Origin of the sequence: Pseudomonas sp. 8AS, assembly GCF_902506505.1 — a bacterium.
Taxonomy (GTDB): domain Bacteria; phylum Pseudomonadota; class Gammaproteobacteria; order Pseudomonadales; family Pseudomonadaceae; genus Aquipseudomonas.
On sequence record NZ_LR733406.1, the window covers coordinates 3,203,014 to 3,217,265 of the forward strand.

A 14,252-nucleotide genomic window follows, 5' to 3' on the forward strand; every position below is an offset into this window, starting at 1 on the left:
CATGGATCTGCAGATCGACGAGTTCTACAAGGATGCCGCCGCCGGCATGCTCCTGCTCTACCAGGCCTTCCCGCGCAAGATCGCGCTGTACGTGGAAGACCTGATCGGCCGCGAGGAGCCGGACGAGTTCGGCCTGCCCAGCAAGCGCCACCAGAGCTGCCTGGGCGCCCTGCTGTGGCTGGCCGAGGAAGGCTACCTGCGTTACGACTCGACCATCGCCTACGACGCCCTCGACCAGGCCGTACTCAGCGAAAAGGGCTTCCTGCGCCTGTCCCGCGGCGTGCCGCACAGCCTGCCGACCGGCGACAACCCGCCGCCGCCGAGCGTGCGCCGGGTACAGGCCACCCTGGCCTGGCAGCTGCGCGAGGCGCTGTCGCTGCACAACAGCGAAAAGGTCGCCCGCCTCACCCGCCTGCTGTTCGAGAGCGCTCTAAATCCGGCCCGGGACATAGTTTGAAATAGTCACCGGGTTGAAGATGGCAGGGCTACGCCCCTATATAGCCTGCATTATCAGAACGTCTCTCGCCTGAGGAGAAGCTTTACACCATGATGCGCATTCTGTTGTTCGTGGCCACCAACCTGGCGGTGCTGATCATCGCCAGTATCACCCTCAAACTGCTGGGGGTAGATCGCTTCACCGGTCAGAACTACGGCAGCCTGCTGGTCTTCTGTGCCGTATTCGGCTTCGCCGGCTCGCTGGTCTCGCTGTTCATCTCCAAGTGGATGGCGAAGATGAGCACCGGCACGCAGATCATCACCCAGCCGCGCACCCGCCACGAACAGTGGCTGCTGCAGACCGTGGAAGAACTGGCCCGTGACGCCGGGATCAAGATGCCGGAAGTCGGCATCTTCCCCGCCTACGAGTCCAACGCCTTCGCTACCGGCTGGAACAAGAACGACGCCCTGGTCGCCGTCAGCCAGGGTCTGCTGGAGCGCTTCTCGCCGGACGAAGTGAAAGCCGTGCTGGCCCACGAGATCGGCCACGTGGCCAACGGCGACATGGTCACCCTGGCCTTGATCCAGGGCGTGGTGAACACCTTCGTGATGTTCTTCGCGCGCATCTTCGGCAACTTCGTCGACAAGGTGATCCTGAAGAACGAAGACGGCCCGGGCATCGGCTACTTCATTGCGACCATCTTCGCCGAACTGGTCCTTGGCATCCTGGCCAGCATCATCGTCATGTGGTTCTCGCGCAAACGCGAATTCCGCGCCGACGACGCCGGCGCCCGCCTGGCCGGCACCGCGTCGATGATCGGCGCCCTGGAGCGCCTGCGTGCCGAACAGGGCGTGCCGGTGCAGATGCCCAGCAGCATGACCGCCTTCGGCATCAATGGCGGCCTGAAGCACGGCCTGGCCGGCCTGCTGATGAGCCACCCGCCGCTGGAAGAGCGCATCCAGGCCCTGCGTCAGCGCGGCTAAGCGCCACACCCACAGAAAGGGCGACCCGCGGGTCGCCCTTTTTCGTTTGCACGCAGCAGCGGCTTCACCACGGCAACGCCATCACCGCCGCTTGCCCAGGCGATAGACCGCCTCGTCCAGCCGCTGCAGCCCGCGCTTGAGAAACTTCCAGTTCTCCCCCAGCACATCAAGCGTTTCCAGCGCCTGCACCTGCCAATCCGGTTCCAGTAGGCGCCGCACCTCCTGTGCCGGCACGGCGAACGGCGGCCCGGCCATCTGCTCCTGCGGATAATCCAGGGTCACCAGCAGCCCCGCACAGGCCGGCGGTAGAATCTGCGCCAGGTGGCGCACGTAACGCTCGCGCAACTCGAGCGGCAGGGCGATCAGCGCCGCCCGGTCGTACAGCGCCTGGCAGCCGGCCACATCGGCGGCAGTCAGGGCAAAGAAATCGCCACACCAGAGTTCCAGGTTGCCGGCCCGGTGAATACGGAACGCCCCGCGCACCTCCACTTCGGCCGTCAGCCCCTGCTCGTGGAAGAAGTCCTCGACCGCCTTCTCCGCCAGCTCCACGCCCAGCACGGCATGCCCCTGGGCCGCCAGCCAGAGTAGATCCAGGCTCTTGCCGCACAGCGGCACCAGCACCCGACTGCCCGGTTGCAGCGCCAGGCCTGGCCAGTGGCGCTGCAGATAGGGATTGACCTCCTCCAGGTGAAAACCTATCTGCCCCAATGCCCAACGTTCCTGCCAGAAGCCCTGCTCCACCATCCCTCCTGAAAATTCGATCAATAAGCCGCAAAATTTCCGCTGGAAGCCCACGCCCCCTGGCTGGAAGATGGACACATCCTACTGCAAGGCGCCGCTCATGCTGCCATCTCTGTTCATTTCCCACGGTTCCCCCATGCTCGCCTTGGAGCCCGGCGCCAGCGGCCCGGCCCTCGCCCGCCTGGCCAGCGAGCTGCCCAGGCCCAAGGCAGTGCTGGTGGTTTCCGCACACTGGGAAAGCCATGAGTTGCTACTCGGCAGCGCTCCCCAGCCACGCACCTGGCATGACTTCGGCGGCTTCCCCGCGCCGCTGTATGCCGTGCAGTACCCTGCCCCCGGCTCGCCGCAACTGGCCCGCCAGGCTCAGCAGCTGCTGATCAGCGCCGGCCTGGAGGCGCGCCTGGACGAACAGCGACCCCGCGACCATGGCGCCTGGGTACCGCTGTCGCTGATGTACCCGCAGGCCGATATCCCGATCGTGCAGCTGTCGCTGCCCAGCCAGCTCGGCCCGGCGCTGCAGACCCGCGTCGGCCAGGCCCTGGCCAACCTGCGCGAACAGGGTGTGCTGCTGATCGGCTCCGGCAGCATCACCCACAACCTCGGCGAACTGGACTGGCGCGCCGGCCCGGACAGCATCACGCCCTGGGCCCGGGAGTTTCGCGACTGGATGGTGGAAAAACTGCAGACCGACGACACGACCGCCCTGCACGACTACCGCCACCAGGCCCCGCACGCCCAGCGCAATCATCCAAGCGACGAACACCTGCTGCCGCTGTACTTCGCCCGCGGCGCCGGCGGCGCCTTCAAGGTCGAGCACAGCGGCTTCACCTATGGCGCCCTGGGCATGGATATCTACAGCTTCGGCTGCATATCGAAGCGTTTGGCCTAGTCATTCCAGACCAAAAGCACCCTGCACAGTCCGCCATGGAACGCCAGTGTGACGCGTTGCCGGTCTGGATGCGGGCACCACTCCGCCGGCGACATGGCAACGTCGTGTCTTGTGCCTTGGAAAACAAGCGGGCACGTATCGCGCCAATGGAAATAGCCGATTTGAACGGGGCTAGGCGAAATAGACGTCGGATAGATTGAAGCAAGCCAAACACCCATCGTTGATCAGTACTGCAAAATGGGCTGGCCAGGGATTTTCATGCCGATAGCCTTCAGTCCTGGGCAGTCGAACCGATCTTGTGGATCGACAGGTCCGCGCCGTAGTACTCCTCCTCCTGGCTCAGGCGGATGCCGACCAGGCGCTTGAGCAGGCCGTACACCAGCAGACCGCCGGCCAGCGCCACCAGCACGCCGAGCGCGGTACCCAGCAGTTGGCTGACCAGGCTGACGCCACCCAGGCCGCCCAGCGCCTGCTGGCCGAAGATGCCGCAGGCGATGCCGCCCCATACGCCGCACAGGCCATGCAGCGGCCAGACGCCGAGCACGTCGTCGACCTTCCACTTTACCTGGGTCGCGGTGAACGCCCAGACGAACAGGGCGCCGGCCAGGGCGCCGGTGACCAGTGCGCCGATCGGGTGCATCAGGTCGGAGCCGGCGCACACCGCCACCAGCCCGGCCAGCGGGCCGTTGTGCAGGAAGCCCGGGTCGTTGCGCCCGATCAGCAAGGCGGCCACGGTGCCGCCGACCATCGCCATCAGCGAGTTGACCGCCACCAGGCCGCTGATGCTGCCCAGGGTCTGCGCGCTCATCACGTTGAAGCCGAACCAGCCGATGATCAGGATCCACGAACCGAGGGCGAGAAACGGGATATTCGACGGGGCGAAGGCCACCAGGCGGCCGTCGCGGTAGCGGCCGTCGCGCCGCCCCAGCAGTATCACCGCGCCGAAGGCGATCCAGCCGCCGACCGCATGCACCACCACCGAACCGGCGAAGTCATGGAAGGCGGCGCCAAAGCGCTCGGTCAGCCAGGCCTGCAGGCCGAAGTTGCCATTCCACACCAGGCCTTCGAAGAACGGGTAGACGAAGGCCACGATCAGCACCGTGGCGCACAGCTGCGGGGCGAACTTGGCCCGTTCGGCGATACCGCCGGAGATGATCGCCGGAATCGCCGCGGCGAAGGTCAGCAGAAAGAAAAACTTGACCAGCCCGTAGCCGCTGCCGGCGGTGAGCACCGCGGCCGGTTCGAGGAAGGTGATGCCGTAGGCCACCCAGTAGCCGACGAAGAAATAGGCCAGGGCCGACACGGCGAAGTCGGAGATGATCTTCGACAGGGCGTTGACCTGGTTCTTGTGGCGCACCGTGCCGACTTCGAGGAAGGCGAAGCCGGCATGCATGGCCAGCACCATGATCGCACCCAGCAAAATGAACAGGGTATTAGAGCCGTGGATCAGGGTTTCCACGGCGCTGTTGAGGTTTTCCATCGGCACGAAAACTCCGGCGTTCGGGAAAAGCACCAAAGCGGTTCATCCACTCAAGCAATCGCACCATCCTGATGCTCGCCACCGCCCAACAAGGCCCACAGACAGACCTCGGATGACGCATGGCGTGCTGGAAGAAAAACCGTTTTTTCGGTGTTTTTCTTTATTAAACATAGGGTTGATGAATTTCACGAAACCCTTTCCGGGTTCTCGCGGCGCCCGATTACAGGGCGCGAAATGCATCTGACGCACCAGCTAAATGCAATTGCTATACCAGCCACCGGCCAGCCTCGCACCGCCGCGCACCAAGCCGGCCGCCAGGCGCGCCTCCCGCCCCGCAAAAGCACCAAGACAGTGCGCAATCCCCTGGACACAAGACCGGCAACCCCAGGGCCCGCCAGGCGCCGACCGGGCAGTCAGTGCCCTGCGCCCCATTCCTGAACAACTGGCCACATTCTTGCTATATCGGCCCGGGTGGTCGCCGCACTTCGCCATCCGCCCACCACCCCCGCAAGGAATACACCGTGATCGACGGGCAACCGCTCGCCAGCTTCCAGCCTTTCATCGATACCGCCACCGGCCGCATAGCCGGCGTCGAGGCCCTGGGTCGCCTGCGCCAGGCCGACGGCCGCCTGCTCTCGGTCGGCCCGCTGTTCACCGACCCGAAGATCTCCCCGGCCCTGCTCCGGCGCCTGGACCGGCAGATCCGCGACGATGCCCTGGCCAGCCTGCACCAGGCCCCGGACGACTGGTTCGTCAGCCTGAACATCTCGCCGCGCTGGATCAGCCGCTTGCGCCCCAACCAGCCCTTGCCCAGCCTCAAGCAGCTGGCCAAGTGCGGAATCGCCGCCCAACGCGTGGTCTTCGAAATCACCGAGCTGGGCGGGGCCAGCCAGAAACTGGCGGAAGTGGTGGCGCGTTACCGCGCGGCCGGCGCGCGCATCGCCATCGACGACTTCGGCGCCGGCTACTCGCAGCTCGACCGCGTGCTGGCCCTGCAGCCGGACATCCTCAAGCTGGACATGCGCCTGTTCCAGGAAGCCGCCCGCGGCGGCCCCAGCGGCGAAGTGGTCAAGGCGCTGGCGCAGATGGCCGAGAAGACCGGCTGCTGGATCATCGCCGAGGGCGTGGAAACCGAAGCCGAACTGCATTTCGCCCTGGAGTGCGGCGCGCGCTACGTGCAGGGCTACCTGTTCGCCAGACCGGAACTGGAGTTCTATCCCAGCGATGCCTTCGTCGCCCACTTCGCCCGCCTGCGCGACCAGTATGTGCAGCGCAAGCTGGCCGAACGCGCGCGCCTGATGACCCTGCGCCAGCAGCTGGCCGAGCTGATGAACCTGCTCAAGGGCTGGGCCGAAGGTCATGCCCCGGCCACGGCCCTGCCCGACCCGGCCAGCTACCCCTGGCTGCTGCGCCTCTACCAGTGCGACCGACACGGCACGCAGATCACCCCCAACCTGGAGTGGAACGGCCAGGCCTGGGTGGAGGATGCCCGCTACCTGCGACACAACTGGTCCTGGCGCCCCTACTTCTACCAGGTGCTGGCCGAAGGCTGGGAGGAGCGGCGCCTGACGCTGTCCAGCACCTACCGCGACGCCACCACCAACCAGTACTGCCTGACCGCCGGACAGTTCATCGACAACGGCCGGCGCCTGCTGCTGCTGGATATCGATGCCGCCGGCCTGTGAACACCAGCCAGCGCACGTAGGCGCGGCTTCAGCCGCGAATGCGGCAAGCCGGCACCCGCCTAGATCGGTACCGGCCGGGCAAGCGGCGCCAGTTCCAGGCGGTCGCGGCCATTCTGCTTGGCCCGGTACAGGGCTTTGTCCGCCCGCGCGATCAGGCCGGCAATGTCTTCCTGCAGGTAGTACTGCGCCACGCCGATCGAGGCGGTGATGCGAAAACCCTCGGGCAACCCGGCATAGTCGACCGAGCCCAGCGCCGCCTGGATGCGCTTGATGCAGTGCCGGGCCATGTTCAGCGAGGTCTGCGGCAGGAACAGAAGGAACTCCTCGCCGCCATAGCGGGAAGAAAGGCGGCGCCTGAAATCACAGCGGGCTTCTCTTGTTACTGGTTTTATCGGCAGCCACCTGGCAATAGCCCTCGGCCAGCAAAGCTCATACGAAGGTTCAATCCCTCTTGCGGCGCTCGCCACGAAGCCCGAAGCTAGAAGCCTCCCACCGGCGAGGACAGCCCTTGGACTGGCAAACACTGCTCACCCGCGAACGGCTCGGCAAACCGGTACACAGCCCGGACGAGCTGGGCCGCAGCCCGTTTCACAAAGACCACGACCGCATCATCTTCTCCGGCGCCTTCCGCCGCCTGGGGCGCAAGACCCAGGTGCACCCGGTCTCCAGCAACGATCACATCCACACCCGCCTGACCCACTCCCTGGAAGTCAGCTGCGTCGGCCGCTCGCTGGGCATGCGCGTCGGCGAGATGATCCGCGACGAGCTGCCGGACTGGTGTGACCCGGTCGACCTCGGCGTGGTCGTGCAATCCGCCTGCCTGGCCCACGACATCGGCAACCCGCCCTTCGGCCACTCCGGCGAAGACGCCATCCGCCACTGGTTCCAGCAGGCCGCCGGACGCGGCTGGCTGGACGCCATGAGCGAGGCCGAGCGCGGCGACTTCCTCAACTTCGAGGGCAATGCCCAGGGCTTTCGCGTACTCACCCAGCTCGAATACCACCAGTTCGACGGTGGCACCCGGCTGACCTACGCGACCCTCGGCACCTACCTGAAATACCCCTGGACCGCCCGCCACGCCGAGGCCCTGGGCTACAAGAAGCACAAGTTCGGCTGCTACCAGAGCGAGCTGCCGCTGCTCGAACAGATCGCCGCCAAGCTCGGTCTGCCGCAGCTCGAAGAGCAGCGCTGGGCGCGCCACCCGCTGGTGTACCTGATGGAGGCGGCGGACGACATCTGCTACGGCCTGATCGACCTGGAAGACGGCCTGGAAATGGAGCTGCTCGACTACCCGGAAGTCGAGGCGCTGCTGCTCGACCTGGTCGGCGACGACCTGCCGGAAACCTACCGCCTGCTCGGCCCGCGCGACTCGCGTCGGCGCAAGCTGGCGATCCTGCGCGGCAAGGCCATCGAACACCTGACCAACGCCGCCGCCCACGCCTTCGTCGCCCAGCAAGCGGCGCTGCTGCGCGGCGAGCTGGCCGGCGACCTGGTCGAGCACATGCATGGCCCGGCCAAGCGCTGCGTGCAGCAGGCCAAGGCCCTGGCGCGGGAGAAGATCTTCCAGGACAAGCGCAAGACTCTGCACGAGATCGGCGCCTACACCACCCTGGAAATCCTTCTCAACGCCTTCTGTGGTGCGGCCCTGGAGCAGCACCGCGGCGGCAGCCTGTCGTTCAAGAACCAGCGCATCCTCGACCTGCTCGGGCATAACGCCCCCGATGCGGATTGGCCGCTGCATCGGGCCTTCCTGCGCATGATCGATTTCATCGCCGGCATGACCGACAGCTACGCTACCGAAATGGCCCGGGAGATGACCGGGCGCTCCAGCCCGGTATGACAGCATGAAGAAAGCGCAACGGCACAAACTGGGCTGGCACTCCGGGCCCGCCGAATGGGGGCCGGGCATCATTGCCGGGCTGGGCTGCGCGCTGCCGTTGCTGCTCGGCCTGCTCAGCGGCCATCCGGGGTTTCTCTGGGCCTCGGTCGGCGCCTTCCTGGCCGCCCAGGCCAACCCGCTGCACCGCTTCGGCATGTTTCGGCTGTTGCTGCTGACCCTGCTCGGCGCCCTCAGCGCCGGCCTGGGTTTCTGGGCGGCCACCGAGCCGGTGCTGAGCTTCGTCCTGTTCGCCGTCTACGGTTTCCTCCTCGCCTGGCTGCAGCGCTTCGGCAGCGAAGCCGGCAAGCTGGGCATCTCCCTGGCCGTGTGTCTGTGCCTGGGCCAGGGCCAGTTCGGCATGGTCAACCTGAAGAACGCCGACGCGGTGGCCGCCCTGTTCATCCTCGGCGGCCTCTGGGTGGCCCTGCTCGCCTTCGGCATGCGCGGCCTGCACGGCTTGCGCATGTGGCCGTACATGCCGCGCTTCCTGGGCATCTTCAAGGTGCTCAGGCGCTATGCCAAGCGCCTGCCGGAACAGCGCTGGCGCCTGCATGCGCTGCGCTGCACCCTGGCCTGCGGCGGCGCCGGGCTGATCGTCAACCTGGCCGGCCTGCCACGCGGCTACTGGCTGACCCTGGCGCTGTTCGCCACCCTGCAGCTGGAGTTCAAGGGCAGCCTGGTGCGCGCCCTGCAATCGAGCCTGGCCAGCCTGTGCGTGGCGGCGCTGCTGATCTACCTCGGCTACAGCCTGCAGAGCCCGCCGCTGATGGTGGCCACCATCCTGCCGCTGATCGTGCTCAACCGGGCCTTCCAGGCGCACAGCTACAGTCTGTTCGTGCTGCAGGTGAGCCTGAGCTTCGTGCTGCTCGCGGAATGCCTGGCGCCGGACTGGCAGCTGGCGCAGATGCGCCTGTTCAACAGCCTGATCGGCGTGACCCTGGCCCTGCTGGTCGCCCTGCTGATCTACGGCCTGGAACAGCACCTGCTGCGCCGCCAGGCGGCCGTGCACAGCTGAGCCCAGTGCGCCATCGCCTGGCCAGGCGGTCTTGTGCGAGACGATTCAGCATGTTCTTGTTCAACCATGCAGCAACGGAGTGAGGCGCCATGCAGGGAAAGAATCGGGACAAACAACATCGTTTTCCGCTGCACGTGCACATCGGCGTGCTGTTCACCCTGCTGCTGCTCGGCACCGGCGTGGTGCTGGGATTCTTCAACTACCGACAGACCAGCGCGATCATCCTCTCCAGCAGCAACCAGCTGTTCGAGCAGATCCGCGAAGAGGTCGAAATCGACCTGCAGCATACCTACCAGCCGATCCGCCACCTGCTCAGCCTGCTGGCGCTCAACGAGCAGAACCAGGCCAGCGACGTCCACCAGCGCATGCGGCTGCTGCCGCTATTCGCCCAGGCGCTGCAGGACAACCCCAAGCTGGCCTCGCTCTATCTCGGCTACGAGGACGGCGACTTCTTCATGGTCCGCCCACTGCGCAACGAACAGCTCAAGCAGACCTTCGACGCACCGGCCAATGCCGCCTACCAGGTCTGGAGCATCGAGCGCAGCGGCGATGCCCGGCCGATCTCCGAGTCGCAGTACTTCGATGCCGACCTGCAATGGATCAGCCGCCGGCAGAACCTCAAGGAAGTCTTCGACCCGCGCACCCGCCCCTGGTACCGCAGCGCGCTGGACAATGGCCAGCAGATCACCACCGAACCCTACGTGTTCTTCTCCAGCGGCGAGGTCGGCACCACCCTGGCGCGCATCAGCCAGGGCAAGACGGTGATCGCCGCCGACCTGACCCTGGCCGACCTTTCCGCCACCCTGGCCAGGCACAAGGTCACGCCCTCCACCGAGGTCGTTCTCTATCGCCCGGACGGCGCCGTAGTCGCCTACCCCGACCCCGACCAGGTAATCGTAAGGAACGGCAGCGTGCACCTGGCGCAGATCGAGCGGCTGAGCCCGGCGCTGGCCGAACTGTTCGCCCGCGACCTCAAGGACAACCTGCACACCAGCACCACGCTGGCCGATCGGCGCTGGCAGATGTCCTACACCCAGCTTGCCGAAGGCGGCCCCAATGGCCTGCGCCTGGCCCTGCTGGCGCCGGAGGATGAACTGCTGGCCGATGCCTATCGCCTGCGCTGGCAGGGCGGCATCATCACCCTCGGCATCCTGCTGCTGTGCATCCCGCTGGGCTGGATGCTGTCGCGCGTGCTGGTGCGCCCATTGCGCGCCCTGGTCAGCGAGGCGGAGGCGATCCGCAGCTTCAATTTCGACTACCCGGCCAGCGGCCGTTCGCCGGTACTGGAAGTCGACCAGCTGGCCGTGGCCATGAGCAAGATGAAGGACACCATCGCCAGCTTCCTCGACATCGCCGCCAGCCTGTCCGCCGAGACCCGTTTCGATGCCCTGCTGCGCCGGGTGCTGCGCGAGACCGTCGGCCTCAGCGGCGCCAGTGGCGGGCTGATCTACCTGCGCGACGGTAGCAGTGGGCGCCTGGAACCCCACGGTTTGTTTCTCAACGGCGAGCAGCACAGCCTGGAGGAACACCGCATCCCCAGCTTCGACCCGGCGCGGCACGACCTGCCCCTCTGGCTGCAGCAGCCGGCCCAGGGCGGCGAGACCGCCGTGATATCGATCGGCTTCGACCAGGCCAACGGCTTCCAGAGCCTGCTGCACACCCTGGACAGCCCGCGGGTGCACCTGGTCTGCAGCGGCCTGCACAACCGCCAGGGCGAGACCGTCGGTGTGCTCCTGCTGCTGCACCGCGACACCGGCGCCGAGGACGACCTGGCCATGCTGCGCCCCGAGCGCATCGCCTTCGTCGAGGCGGTTTCCGGCGTCGCCGCGCTGTGCATCGAGAGCCAGCGCCTGCTGGAGCAGCAGAAGAAGCTGCTCGACGCCTTCATCCAGCTGATCGCCGGCGCCATCGACGCCAAGAGCCCCTACACCGGCGGGCACTGCCAACGCGTCCCCGAACTGACCCTGATGCTCGCCCACGCCGCCGCCGAGAGCGACGAGCAGCCGTTTCGCGACTACCGGCCCAGCGACGAGGACTGGGAAGCCCTGCACATCGCCGCCTGGCTGCATGACTGCGGCAAGGTCACCACGCCGGAATACGTGGTGGACAAGGCCACCAAGCTGGAGACCCTGTACGACCGCATCCACGAGATCCGCATGCGCTTCGAGGTGCTCAAGCGCGATGCCTGGCTCGCCTACTGGCAGGGCCTGGCCCAGGGCGGCGACGAACGCCGCCTGGGCGAGCTGCGCGACGCGAGCCTAGCCGCCCTGGACGACGAGTTCGCCTTCATCGCCCGCTGCAACCTGGGCAGCGAAGCCATGGCCGAAGCCGATCTGGAACGCCTGCGCCGCATCGGCGCGCGCACCTGGACGCGCACCCTGGACGACCGCCTCGGCGTGTCCTGGGAAGAACGCCAGCGCCAGGCGCGCACCCCGGCGCCGAGCCTGCCGGTGCAGGAGCCGCTGCTCAGCGACAAGCCCGAGCACCTGCTGGAACGCCCGGCCAGCGAGCTGATTCCGGCCGACAACCCCTGGGGCTTCAAGCTCGAAGTGCCGCAGTACAAACACAACCGCGGCGAGCTGTACAACCTCGGCATCGGCCGCGGCACCCTGACCGACGAGGAACGCTTCATCATCAACGGGCACATGGTGCAGACCATCCGCATGCTCAGCCACCTGCCCTTCCCGCCGCACCTGGCCAACGTCGCCGAGATCGCCGGCGGCCACCACGAGAAGATGGATGGCAGCGGCTACCCGAAGCGCCTGAAGCGCGAAGACATGAGCCTGCCGGCGCGGATGATGGCCATCGCCGATATCTTCGAGGCGCTGACGGCGGTGGATCGCCCCTACAAGAAGGGCAAGACGCTGACCGAGTCGCTGCAGATCATGGCCGGCATGTGCCGGGGCGAGCACATCGACCCACAGCTGTTCGGCCTGTTCCTGCGGGCCGGCATCCACCAGAGCTACGCCGAGCGCTTTCTCCGCCCGGAACAGATCGATGCGGTGGATGTCGACGCCATCCTAGCCAAGGCCGGGCTGGCGTGAAGACCATAAAAAACCCGGCGGATGCCGGGTTTCTTATCGATCGCAAGAGGCGTCAGCCGCCTCGATCAGGCCGGGTTGACGGCGTTTTCCGGGTACCAGACGTCCATCAGCGGGCTCAGGCTGTAGCCGGTCAGCTCGGCGCGGCTCTTCAGCCAGGCGTCCAGCTGCTCGCGCTGGGCGGCGCTCATCGAGCCGCGCTTGGCCAGGCAGACGAAGCCGTAGTCATCGCCACCGACATAGCCCAGGCCGTTGCCTTCAACGGCATCGCGCAAGAAGGCTTCGACGAAGCTGTCCATTTCCGCGTCGGCCAGGCCCTCGCGGAAGTTCAGGGTCAGCTCGCAGCCCAGCTCCTGGAATTCGTCGACGCAGAGTTTCTTGCGCAGACGGCGGGAACGGTTAGTGGCCATGTAAAACTCCTCAACACTCGATAGAAATAACCGACGCACTCTAGCAGAGTGCCGGCGCAACCGCCCGCCAAACCGCGGCAATGGCACAAAAAACCGCCCCACATGCCCCTTTGCCCGACGCCGGGGCGCCCAGCCGCCCTGGCATCGGGCATAATGCGCGGCATTCTCCAGATTCCATGCAGCGCTCCGCCACGGAGCCCTGCCCATTGTTCCGCCCTCGTCTTTTCGGGCTCTGCCAAATGATCAAATCCCTGCGTTGTTTCGTTCTCGCCAGCCTCCTGCTGCCGCTCGCTGTGCCCGCCGTGGCGGCCACCAGCAATGTCCTGCCGGCCAAGGTCCAGCAGGCGCTCAAGGCCAACAAGCTCGGCAGCAACAGCCTGTCGCTGGTGGCCATCCCGCTCAACGGCCCCGGCACCAGCCTTGTACATAACGCCGATGTGTCGGTGAACCCGGCCTCGACCATGAAACTGGTCACCACCTACGCCGCCCTCGAACTGCTCGGCCCGAACCACCAGTGGCGCACCGAGTTCTACAGCGACGGCCCGCTGAAAAACGGCGTGCTGCACGGCAACCTCTACCTCAAGGGCGGCGGCGACCCGAAGCTGAACATGGAGAAGCTCTGGCTGCTGATGCGCGACCTGCGGGCCAACGGCGTGCAGCAGATCAGCGGCGACCTGATCCTCGACCGCAGCCACTTCATCCACCCGCAGCTGCCCAGCTTCAACGACGACGGTGGCGACAAGAACAAGCCATTCCTGGTCGGCCCCGACTCGCTGCTGGTCAACCTCAAGGCCGTGCGCATGATCACCCGCACCGAAGGCGGCAAGGTCAGCGTGATGATGGAGCCGCCGCTGACCAACGTGCACATCGACAACCGGGTCAAGGCCCTGCCCGCGGCCAAGTGCCCCGGCTGGCCGGACGTGCGCTTCAACCCGGTGACCCAGTACGACGGCACCACGCTGATCGTCAGCGGCAAGCTGGCCGAAGGCTGCAGCGCGCAGAGCTACCTGTCACTGCTCGACCACCCCAGCTACGCCGCCGGGGCCGTGCGGGCCATCTGGAGCGAGCTGGGCGGCAGCATCCTGGGCAAGGACCAGGTCGCGCCGGTGCCGAAGAACGCCCGCCTGCTGGCACGCGCCTATTCCCCGGACCTGGTGGAGATCATCCGCGACATCAACAAGTACAGTAACAACACCATGGCCCAGCAGCTGTTCCTCAGCCTCGGCGCCAAGTTCCGCGACCGCGCCGACAGCGACGACGCCAAGGCCGCGCAGCGGGCGATCCGCAACTGGCTGGCGCGCAAGGGCATCACCGCGCCGCACCTGGTGATCGAGAACGGCTCCGGCCTGTCGCGCGCCGAACGGGTCAGTGCCCGCGAGATGGCGGCCATGCTGCAGGCCGCGTGGAACAGCCCCTATGCCGCCGAGTTCATCGCCTCGATGCCGCTCGCGGGTATCGACGGCACCATGCGCAAGCGCCTCAAGCGCACCGGCATGGAAGGCCTGGCGCACATCAAGACCGGCACCCTGAACAACGTGCGCGCCATCGCCGGCTTCAGCCGCGACGCCAAGGGCACCACCTGGGCGGTGGTGGCGATACTCAACGACCCGCGTCCCTGGGGGGCCTCGGCCGTGCTCGATCAGGTGCTGCTGGATCTGTACCGGCGCTGAGAACCTGCCTTGGATCTCTTGAT

General features: G+C 66.6%; 12 protein-coding genes. 8 read left to right on the plus strand and 4 right to left on the minus strand.

Features of this window, described 5'->3' with window-relative positions; all coding sequences use genetic code 11:
- Window position 1 precedes the first annotated feature (1 nt).
- Window positions 2-457: a hypothetical protein gene (locus GV001_RS14940; RefSeq protein ID WP_160081194.1), complete on the plus strand. Its 456-nt coding sequence runs from the start codon at window positions 2-4 to the stop codon at window positions 455-457.
- Between the two features lie 89 nt (window positions 458-546).
- Window positions 547-1,419 (plus strand): protease HtpX, encoded by an 873-nt coding sequence (gene htpX / locus GV001_RS14945; RefSeq protein ID WP_160081196.1) that lies wholly within the window; start codon window positions 547-549, stop codon window positions 1,417-1,419.
- 81 nt (window positions 1,420-1,500) lie between these two features.
- Here the strand turns inward: htpX and GV001_RS14950 are convergent, their stop codons facing one another.
- Complete coding sequence (locus GV001_RS14950; RefSeq protein WP_160083397.1) at window positions 1,501-2,160, minus strand: thiopurine S-methyltransferase; 660 nt, start codon at window positions 2,158-2,160, stop codon at window positions 1,501-1,503.
- A 100-nt stretch (window positions 2,161-2,260) separates the two neighbouring features.
- On the opposite strand from GV001_RS14950, the gene GV001_RS14955 reads away from it, so the two are divergent.
- Window positions 2,261-3,049: a class III extradiol ring-cleavage dioxygenase gene (locus GV001_RS14955; protein ID WP_160081198.1), complete on the plus strand. Its 789-nt coding sequence runs from the start codon at window positions 2,261-2,263 to the stop codon at window positions 3,047-3,049.
- Window positions 3,050-3,320: 271 nt separating this feature from the next.
- On the opposite strand, the gene GV001_RS14960 is transcribed toward GV001_RS14955, so the two are convergent.
- Window positions 3,321-4,529 (minus strand): ammonium transporter, encoded by a 1,209-nt coding sequence (locus GV001_RS14960; RefSeq protein ID WP_160081200.1) that lies wholly within the window; start codon window positions 4,527-4,529, stop codon window positions 3,321-3,323.
- 521 nt (window positions 4,530-5,050) lie between these two features.
- Between GV001_RS14960 and GV001_RS14965 the strand changes: the two genes are divergently transcribed.
- Window positions 5,051-6,214 carry an EAL domain-containing protein gene (locus tag GV001_RS14965; protein ID WP_160081202.1) on the plus strand — a complete coding sequence of 388 codons (1,164 nt, stop codon included), beginning with the start codon at window positions 5,051-5,053 and terminating at the stop codon, window positions 6,212-6,214.
- A 59-nt stretch (window positions 6,215-6,273) separates the two neighbouring features.
- On the opposite strand, the gene GV001_RS14970 is transcribed toward GV001_RS14965, so the two are convergent.
- On the minus strand, window positions 6,274-6,738 hold the full coding sequence (locus tag GV001_RS14970; protein WP_306108817.1) for a GGDEF domain-containing protein: 465 nt from the start codon (window positions 6,736-6,738) through the stop codon (window positions 6,274-6,276).
- Here GV001_RS14970 and GV001_RS14975 point away from each other — a divergent pair.
- From GV001_RS14975 to GV001_RS14985, 3 genes are all read left to right on the plus strand, one after another.
- Window positions 6,723-8,054, plus strand: a complete 1,332-nt coding sequence (locus GV001_RS14975) for a deoxyguanosinetriphosphate triphosphohydrolase (RefSeq protein ID WP_160081206.1) — start codon at window positions 6,723-6,725, stop codon at window positions 8,052-8,054. The two genes, GV001_RS14970 and GV001_RS14975, sit on opposite strands and share 16 nt — an antisense overlap.
- 4 nt (window positions 8,055-8,058) lie before the next feature.
- Window positions 8,059-9,108 (plus strand): FUSC family protein, encoded by a 1,050-nt coding sequence (locus GV001_RS14980; RefSeq protein WP_160081208.1) that lies wholly within the window; start codon window positions 8,059-8,061, stop codon window positions 9,106-9,108.
- 89 nt (window positions 9,109-9,197) lie between these two features.
- Window positions 9,198-12,152, plus strand: a complete 2,955-nt coding sequence (locus tag GV001_RS14985; RefSeq protein ID WP_160081210.1) for an HD domain-containing phosphohydrolase — start codon at window positions 9,198-9,200, stop codon at window positions 12,150-12,152.
- A 65-nt stretch (window positions 12,153-12,217) separates the two neighbouring features.
- Here the strand turns inward: GV001_RS14985 and GV001_RS14990 are convergent, their stop codons facing one another.
- Window positions 12,218-12,559, minus strand: coding sequence for a YggL family protein (locus tag GV001_RS14990; RefSeq protein WP_160081212.1), 342 nt, complete (start codon window positions 12,557-12,559; stop codon window positions 12,218-12,220).
- A gap of 239 nt (window positions 12,560-12,798) precedes the next feature.
- On the opposite strand from GV001_RS14990, the gene dacB reads away from it, so the two are divergent.
- Window positions 12,799-14,229: a D-alanyl-D-alanine carboxypeptidase/D-alanyl-D-alanine-endopeptidase gene (gene dacB, locus GV001_RS14995; protein ID WP_160081214.1), complete on the plus strand. Its 1,431-nt coding sequence runs from the start codon at window positions 12,799-12,801 to the stop codon at window positions 14,227-14,229.
- Window positions 14,230-14,252 lie beyond the last annotated feature (23 nt).

Bases quoted from the DNA above. Each gene is read 5' to 3' on its own strand.
- GV001_RS14940 (WP_160081194.1), top strand. From the start codon at position 2: ATGGATCTGCAGATCGACGAGTTCTACAAGGATGCCGCCGCCGGCATG.
- htpX (WP_160081196.1), top strand. From the start codon at position 547: ATGATGCGCATTCTGTTGTTCGTGGCCACCAACCTGGCGGTGCTGATC.
- GV001_RS14955 (WP_160081198.1), top strand. From the start codon at position 2,261: ATGCTGCCATCTCTGTTCATTTCCCACGGTTCCCCCATGCTCGCCTTG.
- GV001_RS14960 (WP_160081200.1), bottom strand. From the start codon at position 4,529: ATGGAAAACCTCAACAGCGCCGTGGAAACCCTGATCCACGGCTCTAAT.
- GV001_RS14980 (WP_160081208.1), top strand. From the start codon at position 8,059: ATGAAGAAAGCGCAACGGCACAAACTGGGCTGGCACTCCGGGCCCGCC.
- GV001_RS14985 (WP_160081210.1), top strand. From the start codon at position 9,198: ATGCAGGGAAAGAATCGGGACAAACAACATCGTTTTCCGCTGCACGTG.
- GV001_RS14990 (WP_160081212.1), bottom strand. From the start codon at position 12,559: ATGGCCACTAACCGTTCCCGCCGTCTGCGCAAGAAACTCTGCGTCGAC.
- dacB (WP_160081214.1), top strand. From the start codon at position 12,799: ATGATCAAATCCCTGCGTTGTTTCGTTCTCGCCAGCCTCCTGCTGCCG.